This is a genomic window from Tessaracoccus lubricantis, from assembly GCF_039544535.1.
GTDB lineage: Bacteria > Actinomycetota > Actinomycetes > Propionibacteriales > Propionibacteriaceae > Arachnia > Arachnia lubricantis.
This window is the reverse complement of sequence record NZ_BAABLV010000043.1, coordinates 21902-43043: the sequence shown is the minus strand read 5'-3', so window position 1 is coordinate 43043 and position 21142 is coordinate 21902. Positions and strand designations below refer to the sequence as shown.

17 protein-coding genes and 1 pseudogene are annotated in these 21142 nt (G+C 70.2%); 2 read left to right on the top strand and 16 right to left on the bottom strand.

Annotated features, from left to right (window positions below):
* Nucleotides 1-132: 132 nt before the first annotated feature.
* The 3 genes and pseudogenes from ABEA30_RS15975 to gyrB all read right to left on the bottom strand — a co-directional run.
* Nucleotides 133-510 (bottom strand): annotated as a pseudogene (locus ABEA30_RS15975) (DUF3566 domain-containing protein); the annotation flags it as partial.
* 511 nt (nucleotides 511-1021) lie between these two features.
* Nucleotides 1022-3625 (bottom strand): DNA gyrase subunit A, encoded by a 2604-nt coding sequence (gene gyrA, locus ABEA30_RS14800; RefSeq protein WP_345584207.1) that lies wholly within the window; start codon nucleotides 3623-3625, stop codon nucleotides 1022-1024.
* Nucleotides 3626-3735: 110 nt separating this feature from the next.
* The gene (gene gyrB / locus ABEA30_RS14795; protein ID WP_345584213.1) at nucleotides 3736-5733 is read right to left on the bottom strand and encodes a DNA topoisomerase (ATP-hydrolyzing) subunit B; all 1998 of its coding nucleotides are present in this window, start codon (nucleotides 5731-5733) and stop codon (nucleotides 3736-3738) included.
* A 290-nt stretch (nucleotides 5734-6023) separates the two neighbouring features.
* Between gyrB and ABEA30_RS14790 the strand changes: the two genes are divergently transcribed.
* Entirely contained in the window at nucleotides 6024-6647 is a 624-nt protein-coding gene (locus ABEA30_RS14790) for a DUF2461 domain-containing protein (RefSeq protein ID WP_345584205.1), read from the top strand.
* 77 nt (nucleotides 6648-6724) lie between these two features.
* Here ABEA30_RS14790 and ABEA30_RS14785 read toward each other — a convergent pair whose 3' ends face one another.
* Nucleotides 6725-8086, bottom strand: coding sequence for a M23 family metallopeptidase (locus ABEA30_RS14785; RefSeq protein WP_345584203.1), 1362 nt, complete (start codon nucleotides 8084-8086; stop codon nucleotides 6725-6727).
* Between the two features lie 371 nt (nucleotides 8087-8457).
* On the opposite strand from ABEA30_RS14785, the gene ABEA30_RS14780 reads away from it, so the two are divergent.
* Nucleotides 8458-8988: a metallophosphoesterase family protein gene (locus ABEA30_RS14780; protein WP_345584201.1), complete on the top strand. Its 531-nt coding sequence runs from the start codon at nucleotides 8458-8460 to the stop codon at nucleotides 8986-8988.
* Here the strand turns inward: ABEA30_RS14780 and ABEA30_RS14775 are convergent.
* From ABEA30_RS14775 to ABEA30_RS14720, 12 genes are all read right to left on the bottom strand, one after another.
* Entirely contained in the window at nucleotides 8979-9503 is a 525-nt protein-coding gene (locus ABEA30_RS14775) for a DciA family protein (protein ID WP_345584199.1), read from the bottom strand. The two genes, ABEA30_RS14780 and ABEA30_RS14775, sit on opposite strands and share 10 nt — an antisense overlap.
* A 9-nt stretch (nucleotides 9504-9512) precedes the next feature.
* On the bottom strand, nucleotides 9513-10904 hold the full coding sequence (locus ABEA30_RS14770) for a serine hydrolase (RefSeq protein WP_345584197.1): 1392 nt from the start codon (nucleotides 10902-10904) through the stop codon (nucleotides 9513-9515).
* Between the two features lie 70 nt (nucleotides 10905-10974).
* Entirely contained in the window at nucleotides 10975-11208 is a 234-nt protein-coding gene (locus ABEA30_RS14765; protein ID WP_345584196.1) for a hypothetical protein, read from the bottom strand.
* A gap of 61 nt (nucleotides 11209-11269) precedes the next feature.
* A complete protein-coding gene (locus ABEA30_RS14760) occupies nucleotides 11270-11722 on the bottom strand; it encodes a YhcH/YjgK/YiaL family protein (RefSeq protein ID WP_345584194.1) in 453 nt (150 codons plus the stop codon).
* A 247-nt stretch (nucleotides 11723-11969) separates the two neighbouring features.
* On the bottom strand, nucleotides 11970-13121 hold the full coding sequence (recF, locus tag ABEA30_RS14755; protein WP_345584192.1) for a DNA replication/repair protein RecF: 1152 nt from the start codon (nucleotides 13119-13121) through the stop codon (nucleotides 11970-11972).
* 1 nt (nucleotide 13122) lies between these two features.
* Nucleotides 13123-14283 carry a DNA polymerase III subunit beta gene (gene dnaN, locus ABEA30_RS14750; protein ID WP_345584190.1) on the bottom strand — a complete coding sequence of 387 codons (1161 nt, stop codon included), beginning with the start codon at nucleotides 14281-14283 and terminating at the stop codon, nucleotides 13123-13125.
* A gap of 328 nt (nucleotides 14284-14611) precedes the next feature.
* Complete coding sequence (locus tag ABEA30_RS14745; RefSeq protein ID WP_345584188.1) at nucleotides 14612-17176, bottom strand: ABC transporter permease; 2565 nt, start codon at nucleotides 17174-17176, stop codon at nucleotides 14612-14614.
* Between the two features lie 3 nt (nucleotides 17177-17179).
* Entirely contained in the window at nucleotides 17180-18043 is an 864-nt protein-coding gene (locus ABEA30_RS14740; protein ID WP_345584186.1) for an ABC transporter ATP-binding protein, read from the bottom strand.
* A 9-nt stretch (nucleotides 18044-18052) separates the two neighbouring features.
* Nucleotides 18053-19123: a hypothetical protein gene (locus ABEA30_RS14735; protein WP_345584184.1), complete on the bottom strand. Its 1071-nt coding sequence runs from the start codon at nucleotides 19121-19123 to the stop codon at nucleotides 18053-18055.
* The gene (locus tag ABEA30_RS14730; RefSeq protein ID WP_345584182.1) at nucleotides 19120-20286 is read right to left on the bottom strand and encodes a glycosyltransferase family 4 protein; all 1167 of its coding nucleotides are present in this window, start codon (nucleotides 20284-20286) and stop codon (nucleotides 19120-19122) included. Before ABEA30_RS14730 ends, ABEA30_RS14735 begins: the two co-directional genes overlap by 4 nt.
* A complete protein-coding gene (locus tag ABEA30_RS14725; protein WP_345584180.1) occupies nucleotides 20283-20627 on the bottom strand; it encodes a hypothetical protein in 345 nt (114 codons plus the stop codon). Before ABEA30_RS14725 ends, ABEA30_RS14730 begins: the two co-directional genes overlap by 4 nt.
* A 329-nt stretch (nucleotides 20628-20956) precedes the next feature.
* Complete coding sequence (locus ABEA30_RS14720) at nucleotides 20957-21121, bottom strand: hypothetical protein (protein WP_345584178.1); 165 nt, start codon at nucleotides 21119-21121, stop codon at nucleotides 20957-20959.
* Between the last annotated feature and the right edge of the window lie 21 nt (nucleotides 21122-21142).

Sequence of the window (21142 nt, the reverse complement as noted above, 5' to 3'; positions counted from 1 at the left end):
ACGCCACGCTTCTCCGCGACCGACACAACACATCCCCTTCAGATCTGTTGCACTCACCCCCTGAACTCGCGCGCAAAACCGGCCGTGAGCCAATCCAATTGCTCACGGCCGGCAGCGGCGTTGACGCGGCGCTCAGTCCTCGGCGAGGGTGACCTCGAGGCCACCCATGACGGTGGCGGCCAAGTTGTACAGGAATGCGAACAGCGTGGCCAGCGCAGTGATGATCACCACGTTGATGGCCGCGACGATCGCGGAGAAGCCCAGGATGCGGTTCACGCTCAGGATCTGGGTGACGTCGAACTCGGTGTCCTGATCCCCCAGCAGCTGGTTCAGCAGAGTGTTGACGTACTCCAACGTGCCGACACCGGCCAGGACCGACCAGATCACGAAAGTCGCCACCACGAGCATGATCCCGAACGCGATCGCGAACAGGAACGTGGTCTTCATCACCGACCACGGGTCGATGCGCGCCAACCGCAACCGCGCCTTGCGCGTGCGGCGCGGGCGTCGGGTGGTGCGCACGGGAGCAACGGCGCCCTTGTCGACCTTTCGTTCGGCCACCTCGTTGAGGGGGAGCGGGTCCACGTCCTCGAGTTCGGCGGCGCTACGGCGCCCGGCGGGCGCGACGGTGGCCCCACCGACCGCAGGGCCGCCCAAGGGTGCAGGAGCCGAGCCACCCGTCGTCGGCACCTTCGTGCTGCCGGTCTTGGCGCCAGGCGGAGGCACTGGGACGGGGCGCGACGACGCGGGGCCGGCGCCGAAGCCGGGCGTCACCGGCATCGAGGCCCACTCCTGGGCGGTACGCGCCGCGCGCTCTGCCACGCGGGGCGCCACGGGGCCGGGCTTGCCGTCGTCGCCGTGCTTCACCGGCTCCGACGCCGAACCCACCGGCCGCTGGGCCCGCGTGTCCTGCTCGGGCGCCGACTCAGCCGACTTCGTCGGCTCGGCCGGCTTGTCAGACCCGCGGTACGGGGAGAAGTCCAGGCCTGGGCGGCCGTCGGCTCCGGGCCAGCGCGGCGCATCACTCATCGGCGGTCTCCTCAGGGCTCACTTCTTCCACGGCGTCCTCCGCCGCAGTTTCCCCTACGGTATCGTCTGCCGACTCCTCCGCGGCCTCGTCCTCTTCCGCAGCCTCGGATTCGGGGTACAGCGCGATCACGCTGACCTCGTCGTCGCCACGGACGCCGACGAACTTCACGCCCATGGTGTCGCGGCCCTTGGCCGGCACGTCAGAGACGGCGGAACGGGTCACCTGGCCGGAGACCTTGATGGCGATGACCTCGTCGTGCTCGCCGACGATGAGGCCACCGACGAGCTTGCCGCGGTCCTCGTTGAGCTTCATCGCCTTGATGCCCAGGCCGCCACGGCCCTGGACGCGGTACTCGTCGACGGCGGTGCGCTTGCCGTACCCACCGTCGGTGACGGTGAAGACGAACTGGTCGGACTGGTCCTCGTCGGCGCGGAGCACCGCCATGGACAGCAACTCGTCGCCGGCGCGGAACTTCATGCCCGTCACGCCCGACGTGGCGCGGCCCATCGGGCGCAGCTGCTCGTCGTCGGCGGTGAAGCGGATGGCCTGGCCCTTGCGCGAGATCAGCAGGACGTCGTCGTACTGCGACACCAGCGCGGCGCCGATCAGCTCGTCGTCCTCCTCACGGAAGTTGATCGCGATGACCCCGGCCTGGCGCGGCGAGTCGTACGCCTTCAGGTCGGTCTTCTTGACCAGGCCGTTCTTCGTGGCCAGCACCAGGTACGGCGCGTCCTCGTACGAATCGATCGTCAACACCTGGGCGATCCTCTCGTCGGGCAGGAAGCTCATCAGGCCGGCCACGTGGCCGCCCTTGGCGTCACGGCCCGCCTCCGGGAGGTGCCACACCTTGGCGCGGTACACGCGCCCGAAGTTGGTGAAGAACAAGATCCACTGGTGGTTCGTCGAGGTGAACAGGTGCTGCACCTCGTCGTCGGCACGCAGCGACGCGCCACGCACGCCCTTGCCGCCACGCTTCTGCACGCGGTACTGGTCTGCCCGGGTGCGCTTGGCGTAGCCGCCGTGCGTGATGGTGACCACCACGTCGTCATTGGGGATGAAGTCCTCTTCCGAGAAGTCGCCGTCGGCCGCGACGATCCGGGTGCGGCGGTCGTCGCCGTACTTGTCGACGATCTCCTGCAGCTCGGTGGCGATGATGCGGCGCTGGCGTGCCTCGTCGGCCAGGATGTCCTTCAGGTCGGCGATCCGACGCTCGAGCTCCGCGAGCCGGTCGATGATCTTCTGGATCTCCATCGACGCGAGGCGGCGCAGCTGCGTGTCGAGGATGAAGCGGGCCTGGACCTCGTCGATGTCGAGGAGCTCCTGCAGCCCGTGGTTCGCCTCGTCGGCGGTGCGGCTGGCACGGATGAGCGCGATGACCTCGTCGAGCATGTTGAGGGCCTTGACCAGACCGCGGTCGAGGTGCGCGGCCCGCTCGGCCTCCTCCAGCTGCCACTGGGTGCGGCGGCGGATGACCTCGAGCTGGTGCTTGATCCACAGCGAGATGAACTGGTCGAGGCGCAGGGTGCGCGGCACCTCGTCGACGATGGCCAGCATGTTGCAGCCGAATGTGTCCTGCAGCGCGGTGTGCTTGTACAGGTTGTTCATCACGACGCGGGGCTGGGCGTCGCGCTTCAACACGATGACCAGCCGCTGGCCGGTGCGCGCCGACGTGTCGTCGCGGATGTCGGCGATGCCGGTGAGGCGGCCGGAGTTCACCAGGTCGGCGATCCGCTGCGCCAGCGTGTCGGGGTTGCACATGTAGGGAAGCTCGGTGATCACCAGCATCTGGCGACCCTTGGCGTCCTCCTCCATGTTGATCACCGCGCGCATCGTGACCGAGCCGCGACCGGTGCGGTAGGCCTCCTCGATGCCGGAGCGGCCGACGATCAGTGCGCCACCCGGGAAGTCGGGGCCCTGGATGCGCTGCATCGCGGCCTCGAGCAGCTCCTCGCGCGACGCCTCCGGGTTCTCCAGCGCCCACTGGACGGCGTCGTTGACCTCGCGCAGGTTGTGGGTGGGGATGTTGGTGGCCATGCCGACGGCGATGCCGGTCGAGCCGTTCACCAGCAGGTTCGGGAAACGCGACGGGAGCACCGTCGGCTCGAGCTCACGGTTGTCGTAGTTGGGGCGGAAGTCGACGGTGTTCTGCTCGATCTCGCGCACCATCTCGACGGCGGGGTTGGCCATCTTGCACTCGGTGTACCGCATGGCCGCGGCCTTGTCGTTGCCCTGGCTGCCGAAGTTGCCCTGGCCGGCGACCAGCGGCAGGCGCATGGCCCACGGCTGCGCGAGGCGCACGAGGGCGTCGTAGATCGCGGAGTCGCCGTGGGGGTGGTACAGGCCCATGACCTCGCCCACGACGCGGGAGCACTTGTTCCAGCCACGATCCGGCCGGTAGCCGCCGTCCCACATCGCGTAGAGCACACGACGGTGCACCGGCTTGAGCCCGTCACGCACGTCGGGCAGCGCACGCCCGACGATGACGCTCATCGCGTAGTCGAGGTAGGAGTTCTGGATCTCGACCTGCAGGTCGATGGGGTCGATGCGGCCCAGCGCGGGTGCCTTGAGTTCGTCCTTGTCGACGTCGTCAGCCATGCGTCAGTGAACCTTTCGGTGGGATGGGGAGGAGTGTTGAGATGTGGGGCCCTTCGACCGATCGCGCTCCTCGTTCCTCGGAGGCGTCCGGCTCAGGGAACGCGCAGGCGCTAGATGTCGAGGAAGCGGACGTCCTTGGCGTTGCGCTGGATGAACGTGCGGCGCTGCTCCACGTCCTCGCCCATCAGGATCGAGAACATCTGGTCTGCCATCGCGGCGTCGTCGAGGGTGACCTGGAGCAGGATCCGGTTCTCCGGGTCCATGGTGGTCTCCCACAGGTCGTCGGCGTTCATCTCGCCGAGGCCCTTGTAACGCTGGATGGGGTTGACCTGCGGCAGCTTCTTGCCGTTGGCGAGGCCCTCCTCACGCAGCGCGTCACGTTCGGCGTCGTTGTAGGCGAGCTCGTGCGCGGCGTTGGTCCAGCGGATCCGGAACAGCGGCGGCTGCGCGAGGAACACGTGGCCGGCGTCGATCATGGGGCGCAGGAAGCGGAAGCAGAGCGTCAGCAGCAGCGTGCGGATGTGCGCGCCGTCGACGTCGGCGTCGGCCATGAGGACGAGCTTGTGGTACCGCAGCTTGTTGAGGTCGAAGTCCTCCTGCATGCCGGCGCCGAGCGCGTTGATGATCGCCTCGACCTCCTTGTTGGCGAGGATGCGGTCGATGCGCGCCTTCTCGACGTTGAGGATCTTGCCGCGGATGGGGAGGATCGCCTGGGTCCGGGGGTCACGGCCGCCTCGGGCCGAACCGCCTGCCGAGTCACCCTCGACGATGAACAGTTCGCATTCTGCGGGGTCCGTCGACTGGCAGTCGACCAGCTTGCCGGGCAGGCCGGAGCCGCCGAGCAGGCCCTTGCGGGAGCGGGCCATGTCGCGCGCCTTGCGGGCAGCGATGCGGGCGGCCGCGGCGGCCTGCGACTTGCGGACGATGTCCTTGCCCTCTGCCGGGTTGCGCTCGAACCAGTCGCCGAGGCGGTCGTTGAGGACCCGCTGGACGAAGGTGCGGGCCTCGGTGTTGCCCAGCTTGGTCTTGGTCTGGCCCTCGAACTGCGGCTCGGAGACCTTGATCGACACGATGGCGGTGAGGCCCTCGCGGATGTCGTCGCCGGAGACGCGGTCCTCGCGCTTCTTGATCAGGCCCCACGTCTCGCCCCAACGGTTGACCGTGCCGGTCAGCGCGGCGCGGAAGCCCTCTTCGTGCGTGCCGCCCTCGTGGGTGTTGATGGTGTTGGCGAAGGTGTAGACGCTGCTGGCGTAGGAGGTGTTCCACTGCATGGCGATCTCGACGCCCATGCCCTGCTCGGGCGCGTGCGCCTCGACGGCGATCACCGTGGGGTGGATGGCCTCCTTGCTGCCCGAGAGGTACTTCACGTAGTCGATGAGGCCCTCGGTGTAGAGGAACTCGTCGTACGGCGTGTCCACCTCGCCCTCGTCGCCCGTGGCGACCTGGCGCTCGGGGCGCAGGTCCATCAGCGACAGGCGCAGGCCCTTGGTGAGGAACGCCATCTCACGGAAGCGGGTGGCCAGCGTCTCGTAGTTGAAGACGGTGGTCTCGAAGATGTCGCGGCCGGGGAAGAACGTGATGGTGGTGCCGGTCTCCTCGGTGGCCTCCATCCGCTCCAGTTCGGTCACGGGCACGCCGTACTCGAACTCCTGGTGCCAGCGGTGGCCGTCCCGGCGCACGTCGACGATCATGCGCTCCGACAGCGCGTTGACGACGGAGGAGCCGACGCCGTGGAGGCCGCCGGAGACCTTGTAGCCACCGTCGCCGAACTTGCCGCCGGCGTGCAGCACCGTGAGCACCAGGGTGACTGTGGGGATCTTCTCGACCGGGTGCTCCTTGACCGGGATGCCGCGGCCGTTGTCCTTGACGCGGACGCCGCCGCCCTCGAGGAGTTCGACCTCGATGGAGTCGCAGTAACCGGCGAGGGCCTCGTCGACGGAGTTGTCCACGATCTCGTAGACGAGGTGGTGGAGGCCGCGCTCACCGGTGGAACCGATGTACATGCCGGGGCGCTTGCGCACCGCTTCGAGTCCTTCGAGGACGGAGATCTGATCGGCGTCGTAGGATCCGGAGACGGTGATGTCCGCTGAATCCTGGAGTCCCTCCATCCGTTCCTGGGGGGTGAGGTCCTCGTCGATGGTCACTTCGTCCGACACAATGCTCCTGTCCACACAAAGTGGCGCCGGGGTGTCCCAGCGCCGTTGAACGTGCCAATACTACCGCGACGGCGCGCAAAACCACGTATCTCCGATGGGTGGAATGCCGTTCATTCGCTTGTTTTGCACGTTTGGGCGTGACGACGGGGGCCGAGCCATGGTCCCCTATCCCTCCGGGGGCCTCAGGGCCGCAAATCGCCACGCGGCCGGCCGTCGAACTGGGCGAGGGGCACAATCGGGGCATGCGAGATTTCCCCCTTCCTGCGGCCGAGTTCTACCGCGAGCTCGAAGAGGACAACAGCCGCGAGTTCTGGCTGGCCAACAAGCACCGCTACGACACCGAGGTGCGCGGCCCGCTGGTCGAGGTGGTGGCGGCGCTGGCCGAGGAGTTCGGCGAGGCCAAGGTGTTCCGCCCCCACAAGGACGTGCGGTTCTCGAAGGACAAGGCGCCGTACAAGACTCACCAGGGCGCCTACGTCGCCATGGCGCCGGCCTGCGGCTTCTACGTCGAGGTCAACGCCGAGGAGGCGTTCGCGGGCGGCGGCTTCTACCGCGCGGAGCCGGACGCCCTCGCCAGGTTCCGGGCGGCGATCGACGACGAGCGCTCCGGCCGGCAGTGCCAGGGCCTCGTCGAGGGGCTCGAGGCCGACGGTTGGCTGATCGTCGGCGACGCGCTCCGCACGGCGCCGCGGGGCTTCCCCAGGACGCACCCGCGCATCGGGCTGCTGCGTCACAGGTCGCTGACCGCGATGCGTGAGGTCACCGCGACCGGCGTGGAGGCGTTCGCGGAGCAGGTGCGCGAGATCTGGCGGGGGTCTGCCCCGTTGGTCGACTGGCTCGCGGCCCGGCTGGACGACAGGTCCTAGAGGAGGGTTTGCGTCTTCGCCTCGATGCCGCCGAATGCGACGGCATCGACACACAAGCCCAAGGTGGGAAAAGCGCCTCAGGCCGACTCGACCACGGTGGGCGAGGGAGACGGCTCAGCCGACGGGCTCTCGGGTGCCGCGCTCAGCGACTCCGTCATGGTCTGGACCGGCGACGGCGGCTCGGACGGTGACGGCGACGGCGACGGCGAAGGACTGGGTGAGGCCGACGGGGTCGGCGACTGGGTCGGCGTGGGCGACGGGCTCGGCGACGGCGGCTTCGTCGTCGGCGCGACCGACGGACTGGGCGCGGGGCTTGTCGTGCTCTTCGTGGGCGACGGCGAAGGCGAGGTGCCGGGCACGCTGGGCAGGTCGACGGGGCCGGTGCCGGGTTCGGGCGCCGCGGGCGGGTTCGTGTCCGTGCCCGTCGGTGGCCGCGAGGGCCCCGGTCCGGCCGCGGAGGTGTCGCCCGGCTCAGGCGCGGCCGGCGGCTCCGTGGTGCCCCGTGACGGCGACTGCCCCACCGTGGGCGAACCGGTGACGCTCGGCGAGGCCGACGGCGACAGGCCGGGCGACGACGGGCCGGTGGGCACCACCGACATCATCTTCGACAGGTCGACGATGCCCGGCTTGCCGTTGAGCCAGGGGAGGGGATCTGTGAACTGCCCGTTCACGATCACCTCGAAGTGCAGGTGACAACCCGTGGAGTACCCGGTGCTGCCCACGCGGCCGACGCCCTGCAGCGCCGAGACCTTCTGGCCCACCTTCACGCCGATCGACGACAGGTGGTTGTAGGTGGTCACCACGCGGTAGCCGCCCAGCGTGCCGTGGTCGATCTTGACCTGCACCCCGTTGCCGCCCGCCCAGCCCGTGCCGACGACGGTGCCGGCCGCCGCAGCGCCGACGGCCGTGCCACAGGGGGCCGCCCAGTCGTGGCCGGTGTGGAGCTTGTAGACGCGCAGCACCGGGTGGAACCGCATGCCGAACTTCGACGACGACCGCCCCCGCACCGGCTGCGACAGCAGGGCGCCGGGCTTCTCCCTGCCCACGGATTCGACGGTGGTCACGGGGATGCTGGCGGGCGCCAGCGGCAGCGGCACGACGACGGGCTGCAGCGCCTCTTGGCCGTCGGGCTGGATCACCTCGGGCGTGGGGGCGTTGTACGGGTCGAAGCCGAGGTCCTCGTCGCCGGGCACCACCCAGGTCTCGTAGCCGCCCGTCATGGAGTAGACGCCCAGCGGATCAGCGAAGTCCTCGCCGAACGCCTCGCGCATGGCGTTGCGGGCGTGGCCGATGCCGGGGGCGGGCGCTGGGGGACTCTTCACCACTGCGGGAGCGGGAACCGCCTCGATGACCTGCTCCTCGCTGCTCGCGCCGACCATGGCGACGAGACCGACTGCAACGGCGGCGGCCAACACCGAAGTGGTGCCTCGCAGTTTCATCTTGCTCCCAGCCCCCCAAGCTGTCATCAATGACTTACCAACCCATCGAATCACGTTCCCGGGCCAATTGATAGGGGAAGGTGAGAATGCCTCCTGTGTGATTCGGCGCATTTCCAGCGCGCGCGTCCGAGATGTGGTCATAATGCTGGCCCCAAGCGGCCCGCTCGGCCCGCCCGACGTCGTCGCCGCCCGTCATTCCGGTTGCGCGAGTGCGCTCCAACGTCTCCCAGCGAGCATCCCACGAAGGGAGCGAGCATCCCACGAAGGGAGCGAGCATCCCACGAAGGGCCGGCACGAACGGAGGCGGGTCGTGCAGCGTTGCGCTGCACGACCCGCATCCATGTTCACGCGCGCCCACCTAGGCTGGCCCCATGCCGGTCTCGCTGGTGATCATCGCCGACACGCACCTGCCCAAGCGCGCCCGCGACCTGCCGCCCGCGCTCTGGGCCGACGTCGAGGCCGCCGACGTCGTCATCCACGCCGGCGACTGGGTCGACCCCCGCCTCCTCGACGAACTCGAGCGCCGCACCGGTGGGCGCTGCATCGGCGTGTGGGGCAACAACGACGGCGACGAGCTCCGGCGGCGACTCCCCGAGGTCGCCCGCGAGGTCATCGACGGCGTGCGCATCGCCGTCGTCCACGAAACCGGCGCGGCGGCGCGGCGCGAGCGGCGGATGGCCGCCGCGTTTCCCGACACCGACGTGCTGGTCTTCGGCCACAGCCACATCCCCTGGGACACCGTCTCGCCGGGCGGCCTGCGGCTGCTGAACCCCGGCTCCCCCACGGACCGGCGGCGACAACCAGTGGGCACCTACCTCACAGCCCGCATCGACGACGGCGAACTGCGCGACGTCACCCTCGTGCCGGTCGACCCCGCTTGGCGCGCCGCGCCTCAGCCGTAGGTGTCGCGCGGGCCGAGCCCCTGCACGGAGCGCAGGCCCTTCTTCCAACTGGGCGGCTTCGGACCGCGGAACTCCACGCGCAGCACCGTCTGGTCTCCCAGTGCCGCGTTGAGCTTGGCCACCAGCTGCGAGGCCGCGTAGCGCATCGCGGTGGCCCAGGCCGTGGAGTCGCAGTCGACGACGAGCACGCCCGCGTCGTAGTGCACCGGCCTGGAGTGCTCGGCGTTGGCCTCGCCCACCAGTTCGGGCCAGCGGCGCAACACCGTCGACAGGTTGATCCGGCGCTTCCAGCCGCGCTGGCGCACCACCTCGTTGAGCACGTCGCCGATCTGCTGCGGGTCGCGCTCGTCGGGGTGCGCGCCGCTGCGCTGCTGCTCGAAGACCCGCTTCGGGCGGCGCGGTGTGCGCGGTGGCGCGGGCTCGGGCAGCACGACGCCATACTCTGAGGCCTCGACGGTGGCGCGGGCGATCTCCGACGCCAGCTCGAGCCCCGTGGGATCGTGCGGCTCGGACATGGGGCCAGCCTAGTCCAGCGTGTTCTCCGCCAGGCCGGCGAGCCAGTTCGGCTGCGGCACGGCATCCGCCGCGGAGCCCGCGGACTGCAGGACCAGCACCCGGATCTTCTCAGGGCCCTCGACATAGAACGACAGGCCCAGTTCGCCGGGGGCCGAGCCGCCCTTGAAGCCGATGTACACCGCGCCCGGTACCTCGATGCCCGGGTAGGCGGCCATGATGCCGCGCACCGGCTGGCCGGCCTCGGTGCCGGCGCGCTGCTGCAGGGCCACCTGCGCGGCGCACAGGTCCCGGGCGGTGGCGTACCAGTCGAGGCCCTCGTCCCACGCGGGGTCGGCCAGCGTCTGCTCGTCGTAGCCGAGGTCCCACTCGGGGAGCCCCTCGAGGACCGCCCGCTGCGCGTCGGAGGCCTCGGCGGTGGCGTCGTCGAAGCCCTCCGAGGCATCGGCGAACTTGGCCCGGAGGCCGGCGTCGGCGGCCATCTGGAACGCCTCGCGCGTGGTCAGGAACGGCCGGTTCAGCTCGGGCGCGTGGTGGCCCATCGCCTCGAGTTCCTCCTCGACCGCCTCGCGGCCCACCGCCCCGATCAGCAGGTCCGCCGCCGTGTTGTCGCTGTTCGAGATCATCTTCAGCGCGGCCTCCTCGACGGTGACCTTCGTACCGTCGGGCTCGTTGCGCAGGTCCCCGCTGGGCAGGGAGCGCACGGCGTCGGTGATCGTCAGTTCCTGGTCCCAGGTGAGCCGGCCGTCCTCGACGGCGGTGACCACTGCGCCGAGCACGTAGAGCTTGAACATCGAGCCGATGGGCAGCACGGTGTCGGCGTCGCGCTCCTCGATGGGCGTGCACTCGGGCACCCCTGCGTTGCGCGTTACCTCGGCCAGCAGGAACGACGACCGCTCGGCCGCGCCGGCCAGCGCCCGGGCGGCGTCCGCCGGCGCATCGACCTCGGGGGCCTTCTCGTTGGGCACGAACATCAGCCCGTCGATCCTGTCGTCCTTGAGCGCCAGCATCATCAGCACCGGCGTGCCGGGCGAATCCAGCTCCGCGGTGCCCTGCGTCTCGGTGCCGTCCCAACTCACGACGGTGAACGGGCCCTCCCTGCGGAGCTGGTCGAAGACCTGGACAACCTGGTCGGCGGGCACCTGGCTGAGGAACTCCTCACCGAACCGCGCCTGGGCCTCCTCTGCGGTGGGGCCGGAATCAGCGGCCAGCAGGTCCAGCACCCAACGGGCAGCATCGCCGACGGCGGTGTCGGGCAGCTCGACTGGCGCCGCGTCCGTGGGTGTCGCGTCAGCTGCGGTGGCCGCGGTCTCCGTGGGTTCGGGCGCGGGTGCCGGCGTCCCCGAACAGCCGGCCAGTGCGAGGGCGAGGACGGCGGCGAGTGCGATGCGGCGGCGGGGCATACGTCATGAATACCACGGGCCCATCCGGGCATCGGCCCCGCCCCGTGGGGGTGGGCCGAGAGTGTGCAGGCTACTTGGCCGAGTCCTTGCGGCCCCAGCGGAAGTAGGCCAACGGCAGCAGGCCCATCGAGTTCACGGCGCCCAACGCGGGCATCCAGACCACCTTCGGGCCGTTGAGCTCGTCGTCGTCGCGCTTCGCGAGGTCGATGAGGGCCGCTGCCCGCAGCACCACGTCTGCCGCGCCGCCCACGACGGTGAGGGCCCTCACCCAACCGGGGAGATCTTCAAACTTCTTCTTGGCCATGTCGCTGCCTCCTGACCACAGGCTAACCCCCGGCACAGTCACCGGGGGCGGCTTCAGGTGGTCAGGCCACGCGCAACTTGCCGACGGCCTTCAGCACGCGGCTGGGGCCCTCGCTCCACACGCCGGGGAGGTGGGCGTCGCTCGGGAACGCAACCACGAACCAGCCCGGCTTCAGGGTGACGGTGACGGTGGCCGGGCCCTCGTGGAGCCCGAAGTCGGTCTCCTCGTCGAACTCGGTGGCCGGGGTCAACGCATCGAGCGCCGCGAGCTTGATGACCTCCTCACCCTGGAGCACCACGTGCACGTCGGCGAAGACGCGGTGGGCCTCGAACTGGGTCTTCACCTCGGGGTCAGCGGCATCGTAGGAGAAGATGTTCACGGCGCCGACCTCCTCCTCAAGGTCGATCTGGCCGGGCTCCACGTCGGTGCCGAGGCCGATGATGGTGTCGAGGATCGTCGCCAGGCCGGGGATGTCCGCGTAGCGGTCCCGCTGGTCGAGGGTGTCGATGATCATCGTGTCTGCCTTCCCGCTGGGCGCCCGCCCAACACTGCGAAAAAGTTACTCCCGGGTCTCGGCTCGGCACGATTCCTCAGGCCATACAGACAATCCGGACTGCGCACGGCGGGCTCCACGCGCCCGGGGCCGGGCCGCAGATCAGGGTTGCGGCCGTGTCTGCTGAGGACGGCAGACTTATCTCTACCCAGGCAGCGGTGAGATGTGGATTATCCACATCTGTTGCTCTATTTCGGTAGGGATAAATTCAGACGTCGGCGGGGCCGACGGTGCCGGAGTTGACCGTGAAGCGGCGCTCCGCCGGGAAATCCGGCACGTCCGCGCCCACGGCTGCCGTGATGAGCACCTGCTCGGCGTCGGCGATCGCGGCCCCGAGTCGGTCGCGGCGCGCGACGTCCAGTTCGGCGAACACGTCGTCGAGGACCAGGACCGGCTCCGTGCCGTCGTCACGCACCAGCTGGAAACCCCCGAGCCGCAACGCCAACGCCAAGGACCACGACTCGCCGTGCGACGCGTAGCCCTTCGCCGGCAGCGCGCCGATCGACAGCTCCACGTCGTCGCGTTGCGGCCCCACCAGCGTCATGCCCCGCTGGAGTTCGTCCCTGCGGAGGCCCTCCATCGCGTCGAGCAGCCTGCGTTGCAGTTCGCCGCGCACGTCTGCCGCGGCGGCCACGCCGTCGAGGTCCAGGCCGCTGCGGTAGACGGCGTCGATCTGGTTGTTCTTCGGCGCGATCGTCTCGTAGGCGCCCTGGGCGTAGGGCAGCACGTCGGCCAACGTGTCGAGCCGGGCGTGCAGCAGTTCGGCGCCCAGCGCCGCCAACTGCTCGTTCCACACGGCCAGCGTGACGTCCTCGTCCCCGCCCTGCGGCACCTGCGAGCGGCCCGACATCGACTTCAGCAGCGCGTTGCGCTGCCGCAGCACCCGGTCGAAGTCCTGCTTCACGCCCGCCATCCGCGGCCACCGCGTCACCACCAGCGAGTCGAGCCACCCGCGGCGGTCCGACGGGTCGCCCCGCACGATCGAGATGTCCATGGGCGAGAACACCACGGTGCGCAGCGCGCCCACGAGGTCGCGCGGGCGCTGCAGCGGCGCCCTGTTGAGCCTTGCCACGTTGGACTTGCCCGGCACCACCTCGAGCTCGAGCCAGATCAGCCGGTCGTCGTCGCGGGCGGCTTGGACCCTGGCCCGGATGATCGCGGATGCGGCACCCGCCCGGATCAGCGGCCCCGTCGTCGACACCCGGTGCGACGACATGGTCGACAGGTACTCGATGGCCTCGACCAAGTTGGTCTTGCCCTGCCCGTTGGCGCCGACGAAGACGGTGACGCCGGAGGTCAGCTCGAGGTGGGCCTCGTGGTAGTTCCGGAAATCAGCAAGCGTGAGCTCAGTGACGAACACGTCAGCTGGGCAGGCGCATCAACATGATCACGTGGCGGTAGTCCGCCAGCGGGTCGCCGTCGATGCTGGACAGGCCCATGATCAGGCAGGGCTTGCCGGGCAGCGTGAACGAGAAGTGCGCGTACGGGGCGTCGAGCGCGGTGAGGGCATCGAGCAGGTAGTGCGGGTTGAAGCCCGCGTCCGTGATGGACTGCTCGTCGCCGACGATGTCGACCTGGGCGTCGATGGCCTCGACCGCCTGCGCCTGGTCACCAGTGGCGGCCTCGAGCGTGATGTGGTCGTCGTTGATGCGCATCCGCAGCGGGGTGTTGCGCTCTGCCACCAGGGCGACGCGCTTGACCGCGGCCAGCAGGTCTGCGGTGTCGACGCGGACACTGACGGAGGCCTGGACGTCCATCAGGTGTCGCACCTTGGGGAACGCCTGGCTCAGCAGGCGCGTGGTGGCCTCGCGGGAACCCTTCGAGCCCTCGCCGACGAAGCCGGCGAGGCCCTCGCCCTCCGCCTCGGTGGTGGACAGCGAGATCGTGACGGTGTCGCCGGAGGTCATCGACTTGGCGGTGTCCGCCAGCACCTTGCCGGGGACGAGCACGTTGCCCTCGAGGCCCGGGCTGGCCGGGTTCCACGTGAGCTCCTTGAGGGCCATGCGGTAGCGGTCGGTGGCCAGCAGCGAGAGGTTCTCGCCGTCGATCTCGACCTTGACGCCGGTGAACACGTTGAGCAACTCGTCGCGGCCCGCGGCGACGAACACCTGGCCGACGGCCTTCTCGAACGCGGCGGCATCGACCGTGCCGGTCTGGGTGGGCATGTCAGGCAGCGTGGGGTATTCGTCGACGGGCAGGGTCTGCAGCGTGAAGCGGGCAGAACCGCAGGTCAACTCGACCTTGCTGTGGTCGGCGTTGAGGTCCACGGGCTTGTTCGGCAGCGAACGCGCGATGTCGGACAGCAGGCGGCCGGAGACGAGCACCTGGCCCTCGTCGCTGACCTGCGCGGGGAGCGTGACCTTGGCGGACGTGGTGGAGTCGAAACTGCTCAGCGTCAGGCCGTCGGCGTCCGCCTCCAGCAGCATGCCTGCCAGGATCGGAGCGGTGGGGCGGTTGGGGAGGCTGCGTGCCACCCATGCCACGGCGTCGGCAAGCGCCTCGCGTTCAACTCGAATCTTCACGTGTCACACCCTTGTCGTTTCTGCCCAAAAGGCTCGTCGCCAGCATCATACCCAGACGGCGGTTAGGCCCGCGACGATAGGAGTGGGCCGAGGTGGAGGTTGCCCGCCCCAGCCACCCAACGCCCCGGTCCCTGATCGTGACGCGTGCCGGTCCCTGATCGTGACGCGTGCCGGTCCCTGAGCGTGACGCGTGCGAGGAACGAGCACCGTGTCACGACGAAGGGCCCCCGCAGCCCTGCATCCCTGGGCGATTTCGACACGACCGCGCTCCTCGTTCCTCGGATGCGGTCGGCTCAATCAGCGTCGGAGGTGGCCGGCTCAATCAACGTCAGTCGGTGGCGATCGACTCCAAGACGGGGAGGCGGGAGGCACGCCGCGCCGGGGCCACTGCGGCCAACACTCCGACGGCGGCCGCGACCACCACGAACACCACCAGCTGCACCCACGGTAGGACCAAGGTGTCGATGCCCTGGTCGCGCAGCAACGTCACGAGCGCGGAACCGAACACGACGCCCAGCACCACGCCGAGCACGGCGCCGAGGGTGGCCACCAGCACTGCCTCGAGCGTCACCATCCGCCGTACCTGGCGCCGGGTCATGCCCACCGCCCGCAGCAGGCCCACCTCACGCACCCGCTCCATCACCGACAGGCCCAGCGTGTTGACGATGCCCAGCACCGAGATCACCACCGCCAGCGCCAGCAGCGCGTAGAGCACCGCGAACACCTGGTCGAACTGTGCCACGCGGCTCTCGACAAACTCGTGCACGTCCGAGACCACGACGGTGGGCACCTCCTTCGTCGCCTCCTGCAGCCCGGCCTCGACCTGCGCAGGGTCCGCGCCGTCGTCGGTGAACACCACCAGCTGCTGCACCATCGACGCGTCGGTCAGCGCCGCGAACGTCTCCTCGGTGACCACCACGTCGCCGGCGGGGATGGCGGCGCCCTCGTCGTGCAGGCCGGTCACGAGCACCGGCACCGTGCCGTTGGGCCCCACCAGGTCGATGACCTCGCCGAGCGTGAACCCGTGCTCGCGCGCATAGTCGGCCGCGAGCACCACCGGCGCCTCGCCGCCCTGTTCGTTCAGCGACCCGACCACCACGTCCAGGTTCATGCCCCGCTCGAGGCCCTCCTTCGAGACGCCGAACATCGACGCCGGCTCGTCGCGGCCCTCGACCTGCACGGCGCCGCGGTACATCGCGTACACCTCGGCCACGCCCTCGACACCCCTGGCGGAATCCGCCAGCTTGGCGTCGAACGGCTGGTACGACACGGGCGAGACCACGAAGTCGCCGCGCTGGTCCTCGGTGAGTTGGTTGCGCACCGACGTGGTGGTGCTGGCCGCCAGGATCGCGACGGTGGACACCAGCGCCAGGCCGATCATCAGCGTGGCGGCGGTGGCGGCGGTGCGGCGGGGCTGGCGGGCCGCGTTGAGCTGTGCGAGCTTGCCCACCTCGCCGAACAGCGCCCGGAACACGCGGCCGAAGGCCCAGTTCAGCGGCGACCCGACCACCGCCGCCGCGATCACCATGCCCACCAGCACGGCCGCCGCCCCGGCACCCAGCCAGACCAGCGGCTGCGGCACGTCGAGCCACACCGCGATCACCATGGCCGCAACGCCGACCTCGACCATCGCGATGCCCACCAGGGGCAGCCCACCGAGGCGTTCGGGCCCCGATTGCGCGGCGCTAGCCAGCGCCTCCACCGGCCGGGTCTGCGAGGCGCGCCGGGCCGGCAGCCACGCGGCGATCAGCGTGATGACGATGCCGATCCCGTACGACGCCACCACCGCGGGCAGGGTGATCGACGGCGTCACATCGCCGGGGTCGATCCCGACTGCCCGCATCGCACCGAGGATGCCCCAGGCCAGGCCGTAGCCGACGGCCAGGCCCAGCGTCGCCCCGATCAGGCCGATGAACAGCGCCTCCAGCAGCACCGCGCCGCTGACCTGACGGCGGGTCGCGCCGATCGCCCGGAACAGGGCCAGTTCGCGCTGCCGCTGGGCCACGAGGATCGAGAAGGTGTTGAGGATCAGCAGGGCCGCGACGAGCAGCGCGATGCCGGCGAACACCAACAGGAAGATGTTGACGAAGCCCAGGCCGACGCCCAGTTGCTCCTCGATGCCGGCGGCCAACTCGTCACCGGTCTCGGCGACGAAACCGTCGGGCAGCACGTCCTGCACCTGGGTGGCCACGGCGTCGGGATCGGCCTGGGGCGTGGTCTGGATCCACAGGCCGTACGAGCCCGGCCGGCCCTCCTGCACGATCTCCTGGATCTCCGGCAGCGTGAAGAACAGGTAGCTCGCGCCCACCGTCGCCCCTGTGCCGTAGGTGCCGGTGCCCACCAGCGTGTAGGGCCGGACGCCGGAACGGGGCGTGGCCACGTCGACGGTGTCGCCCAGCTCGTAGCCGCCCCGCGCCACCGTCGACGGGTCGAGCACCAGCTCGTCGTCGGCGGTGGGGGCGCGGCCCTCGATGATGCGGGCGCCCGCGGTGCCGTCGGCCGACGTGGCGTCGTGCCAGTTCATCCCGATGCCGGGCGCGCCGGCGAAGGCGAACACCCTGCCGTCGTCGTCCAGCGGGAACACCTGCGTGTTCGACACCACGGCCTCGACGCGCGCCACCCCGTCGATGGCCTCCACGGCGGCCACGTCGTCGTCGGTCAGCAGCGCGGCGGGGATGCCCGGGTTGTTCTCGAACCCGGAGATGCCCGTCGCCTCAGGCGACACGTTCACGTCGGCGAGGGAGCCCTTCACCAGCGAGTCGAAGCTCGACGACAACATGCTGGTGAAGATCAGCGACCCGGCGACGAACGCCACGCCCAACACGATGGACAGGGCACTCATGAACAGGCGCACCTTGCGCGCCCAGACGGATTTCAGCGTGGCCCGCAGCATGGGTCAGTCCAGGAGGGCGCGGCGGGCGATCGAACGCTCCGCCGTCGACTCTTCGGCGATCTCGTCACCGACGACGGGTGCCCGGTTCGGCGCAGTGCCGCCGTCGCGGTAGACGACGGGCCCGGCCCCGTCGAGGTCGTGGCGCGGGTACAGCTGGGCCATGGCGCCGAGGAGCTGGTCCTGCGTGGCGCCGCGCATCTCGTGCACGATGCGGCCGTCGGAGAGGAAGACGGTGCGGTCGGCGTAGCTGGCCGCATGCGCGTCGTGGGTGACCATGACCACCGTCTGGCCGAACTCGTCGACCGAGCGGCGCAGGAAGGTGAGCACCTCCGCCGCCGACGTGGAGTCGAGGTTGCCGGTGGGCTCGTCTCCGAAGACGATGTGGGGCCGGTTCATCAGGGCCCGCGCGCAGGCCACCCGCTGCTGCTGGCCGCCCGACAACTGCGAGGGCTTATGGCTGAGCCGGTCCGCCAGGCCGAGCACGTCGACGATGCGGCTGAACCACTCCCTGTCCACCCTGCGGCCGGCGATCGACAGCGGCAGCGTGATGTTCTCGCGTGCCGTGAGGGTGGGCACCAGGTTGAACGCTTGGAAGATGAACCCGATGCGGTCGCGCCGCATCTCGGTGAGCGGGGTGTCGGCGAGGGTGCCGACGGCGGTGTCGCCGATCCAGACCTCCCCCGCGGTGGGCGTGTCCAGGGCCGCCAGCAGGTGCATGAGCGTCGACTTGCCCGAGCCCGACGGCCCCATGATGGCGGTGAACTCGCCCTCGTGGACCTCGAAGTCGACGTCGTCGAGGGCCGTCACGACGGCAGAGCCCGACCCGTAGATCTTGGTGAGGCCCTCGGCCCGCGCTGCGATGGTCACTCGTCGAGGTTAGCGCGGATGGCCGTGATCCCCGAGGGCGAGGGCGAGTGCCGCGATCTCCTCCGGGGACTCGGCGCCGCTGAGCACCGCGTCGGCCTGCATCCGCCAGCCTGCGGTGTCGTAGGCGACCTGGGCCTGCTCGGCCTCCGACGGGTACACCTGGGTGGCCTCGGTGCTGTCGATGATGCGCGCGTACCAGCGGCGCTTGGCGTACAGGGCGAAGTCTGCCGCCACGTACTGCTCGCCGGTCAGCCACACCACGTCGTACTCGTCTGCGCGCTGGTCGAAGTGGTCCTCCAGCCGCCAGCGCCAGTAGCCGCCGATGTGGTCCGACGCCGCCACCGGCCGGTCCCGGTCACCGGCCAACGCGACGGCGGCCCAGGCCGGAAGGGCACCCGGGCCCGTCGTCGTGCCAGGGGCGCCGAGGTCGGCCACGAAGTGCTCGCGGGGCCCCGCCCCGGGCCGCCGCACCGCCGTGACGAGGTCGACGGCCAGCCCGGCCGTGTCGGGCAGCGTCGGCTCCTTGTGGTGGCTCACGATGAGCACGCGGGTGACCCCCGGCTCCCGCCGCGCGTCCGTGGGTTGTTGCGGGGCCACGACGTCGATCAGTGGCGTGGCCGGGAGTTCCCCGAACGGCTCCTTCCAGCGGTTCGCCAGGTCTGTGAGGGCCTCCGGGTGCGGGGCGAACAGGCCCTCGTTGGACAGCATGCAGGCGGCCGCGGAGGGGGTGTGCAGCGGCGGTGCACCGTCGATCCAGACGCCGAACGGCCAGCCGCGCGAGGCCTTGGCCCACAGCGCCAGCTCCGCGGCCCATTCGTCTGGCGCGACGACGAGCATGGGCTGGTGGATATGCTTCTGCAGCCAGTTGAGGAGGTTGTCCCAGCCGCCGACGGTGGCGGCGTCGAGCGAGCCGTCACCCACGCTGAACGGCAGGGGCGGCAGCGCCAGCGTCTGTGCGTGGTCCAGGCCGGCGAACCGCAGGAGCTGGCCGTCGCGGCGCAGCACCTTCCAGCCGCGGGCACCGGCCAGGTGGCCGGCGACCGGGTCGTCGGAGATGAGGACCGGGGTGCGGTAGGTCATGCGGCCAGGCCTCCGATGAGGTCGATTTCGAGGTCGATGGTGGCAGCCCGGCCGCACTGTTCGCGGACGCGTTCGGCGGCGGCGGCCGAGAGGCCGGGCATCAGGTCGCGGTGCTCCAGCAGGTGTCGGATCGCGCCGGCGAAGGCCCACGGGTCCTCGGCGCGGGGCAGCAGGCTGCACGACTCGTCGGTGAACTCGGGGATGGCCGCCACGGGGTTGGTGACGGTCACCATGCCGCTGGCCATGGCCTCACCGAGCATCACGCCCTGCGTGTCGAACCGGGTGGGGCACAGGAACACGCCGTGGCGGTGGTGCGCGGCGGCCATCTCGATGGGCGAGGAGTAGCGCTCCTCGATGACGACGTTGCGCAGCCCCCGCAGGCTAGCCGTCTCCGTGGCGAAGTGCCGCCCGAAGCCGCGGATGGTCACGGTGAGCTCGTCGAACCCGGGCTCACCGGCGAGCAGTTCCAGGGCACGCAGGGCGATGTCGTTGCCGTAGTTGCGTTCGGAGAAGCTGCGCAGCAGCAGCAGGCGGGTGGCCTCCTCCGGCCCGCGGACGCGTGCCAGGAAGGTGTCGCCGTCGATGTGGTTGGGGATCACCCTGGCGTTGCGGGCAGCCACGCCCACGTCCTGCGCGGCCAGGTCGCGCTGGAACTGCGACACGAACACGACGGTGGCCGCGTCGTCGTCGAACAGCCGGCCGGCCGCCTCGAAGCGGGCCCGGTTGAGCTCGTCGCGCGACGTCCGGATGGAGGCCAGCTCGCGCGAATCGTGGTTGCCCGCCAGACGGCGGTAGTCGCGCACCTCGTAGCCGTGGAACCACACCGCCAACCGGTTGGTGGGCACGCGGTCGAGCAGCGCGTCGATGGTGGTGGGTTCCGGTGAGTGGGCCAGCACCGGCAGGCCGGCGTCGGCCGCGACGTCGAGCACCCCCGGCAACCACTCCGGCGCGATGGCGAGCACCGGGATGTCGCCGTCGGCTCCCTGTTCGGGGCCGGCCCCCGCACGCAGCGAGGTCTCGACGACGGCGACGCCCAGCCCGGCCGCTGCGTAGGCCCGGGCGCGGGTGCGCACGAATTCCCGGCCGGGACGCCAGGGCTTGGGGTAGGACGGGGTGAGGAGGACGAAGTCGGCGTCGGGGAGGATGGCCGTCGCGTCCGTCATCGCTTCACCCGGCGCACGACCTTGCGGACCGCGCGTTCCGTGAAGCTGGCCTGGCCCTCGAGCTTGGCGATGCGCGCCGTGAGCGTGGCCACCTGCGCCTGACTCTCCTCGAGTCCGTTGCGGGCTTCGAACAGCTCGTCGCGCATCTTGGCCAGCGCCGCCAGCGCCGACTCGTGTTCGGCCTCCTTCGCCGTGAGACGCTGGGCCACGGCGAACAGCTCTGCCTCCACGCGGGCGGCGTGCGCCGCCGCCCTGGTCAGTTCGTCGCGGGTCGAGGCGAGTTCGGCCTCCATCCCCCGCTGGAGATGGTCGTCGATGCGGGCACGGTCGTCGTCGGTCACGCAGGTGAGTGTAACCGCGGGTGCCGGATTGTTCCGGTGGTTCGGAGGACTGGTGCCCGACCTGTCCACACCCCGTGCTTTGAAGATCTTCTTGTAGTTACATCCCAGATGTACTCATAGCGCCTGTGGAAGCTGTGGACAACAACCATCGTGGCTTGTCATCGGCCCAACTCTCATGTGGACCGGCTGTGGGCGAATCCCAAATTACACGTGGAGTATTTGTTGATGAATCGGGGGTGTGGAGTTATCCACACCCCCGTCCACAGCCTTGGACAGCGTGGCGTCAACAGGTTGTCCCCAGCCAACGGGAGGCTGCGGAACACGCCGCCTCAGCGGCCGAGGAGGCGACCCAGGAGGCCGGTGCGCTGTTCGCCCGGGTGCTGTCCGTCGCACCACTGGGCGGCCGGGACGCCGCGCTTGACGTCGGCGACGTGCTGGCCGCACCCGGCCCAGGTGGTCTTGCCGCAGACCTTGCAGTTGACAGGTCGACACATGGTTGGAAGTCCTTTCGAGGA

Coding starts and splice junctions, on each gene's coding strand:
- gyrA (WP_345584207.1), bottom strand. CDS start 3,625: ATGGCTGACGACGTCGACAAGGACGAACTCAAGGCACCCGCGCTGGGC.
- gyrB (WP_345584213.1), bottom strand. CDS start 5,733: ATGGAGGGACTCCAGGATTCAGCGGACATCACCGTCTCCGGATCCTAC.
- ABEA30_RS14790 (WP_345584205.1), top strand. CDS start 6,024: ATGCGAGATTTCCCCCTTCCTGCGGCCGAGTTCTACCGCGAGCTCGAA.
- ABEA30_RS14785 (WP_345584203.1), bottom strand. CDS start 8,086: ATGAAACTGCGAGGCACCACTTCGGTGTTGGCCGCCGCCGTTGCAGTC.
- ABEA30_RS14780 (WP_345584201.1), top strand. CDS start 8,458: ATGCCGGTCTCGCTGGTGATCATCGCCGACACGCACCTGCCCAAGCGC.
- ABEA30_RS14775 (WP_345584199.1), bottom strand. CDS start 9,503: ATGTCCGAGCCGCACGATCCCACGGGGCTCGAGCTGGCGTCGGAGATC.
- ABEA30_RS14770 (WP_345584197.1), bottom strand. CDS start 10,904: ATGCCCCGCCGCCGCATCGCACTCGCCGCCGTCCTCGCCCTCGCACTG.
- ABEA30_RS14765 (WP_345584196.1), bottom strand. CDS start 11,208: ATGGCCAAGAAGAAGTTTGAAGATCTCCCCGGTTGGGTGAGGGCCCTC.
- ABEA30_RS14760 (WP_345584194.1), bottom strand. CDS start 11,722: ATGATCATCGACACCCTCGACCAGCGGGACCGCTACGCGGACATCCCC.
- ABEA30_RS14745 (WP_345584188.1), bottom strand. CDS start 17,176: ATGCTGCGGGCCACGCTGAAATCCGTCTGGGCGCGCAAGGTGCGCCTG.
- ABEA30_RS14735 (WP_345584184.1), bottom strand. CDS start 19,123: ATGACCTACCGCACCCCGGTCCTCATCTCCGACGACCCGGTCGCCGGC.
- ABEA30_RS14730 (WP_345584182.1), bottom strand. CDS start 20,286: ATGACGGACGCGACGGCCATCCTCCCCGACGCCGACTTCGTCCTCCTC.
- ABEA30_RS14720 (WP_345584178.1), bottom strand. CDS start 21,121: ATGTGTCGACCTGTCAACTGCAAGGTCTGCGGCAAGACCACCTGGGCC.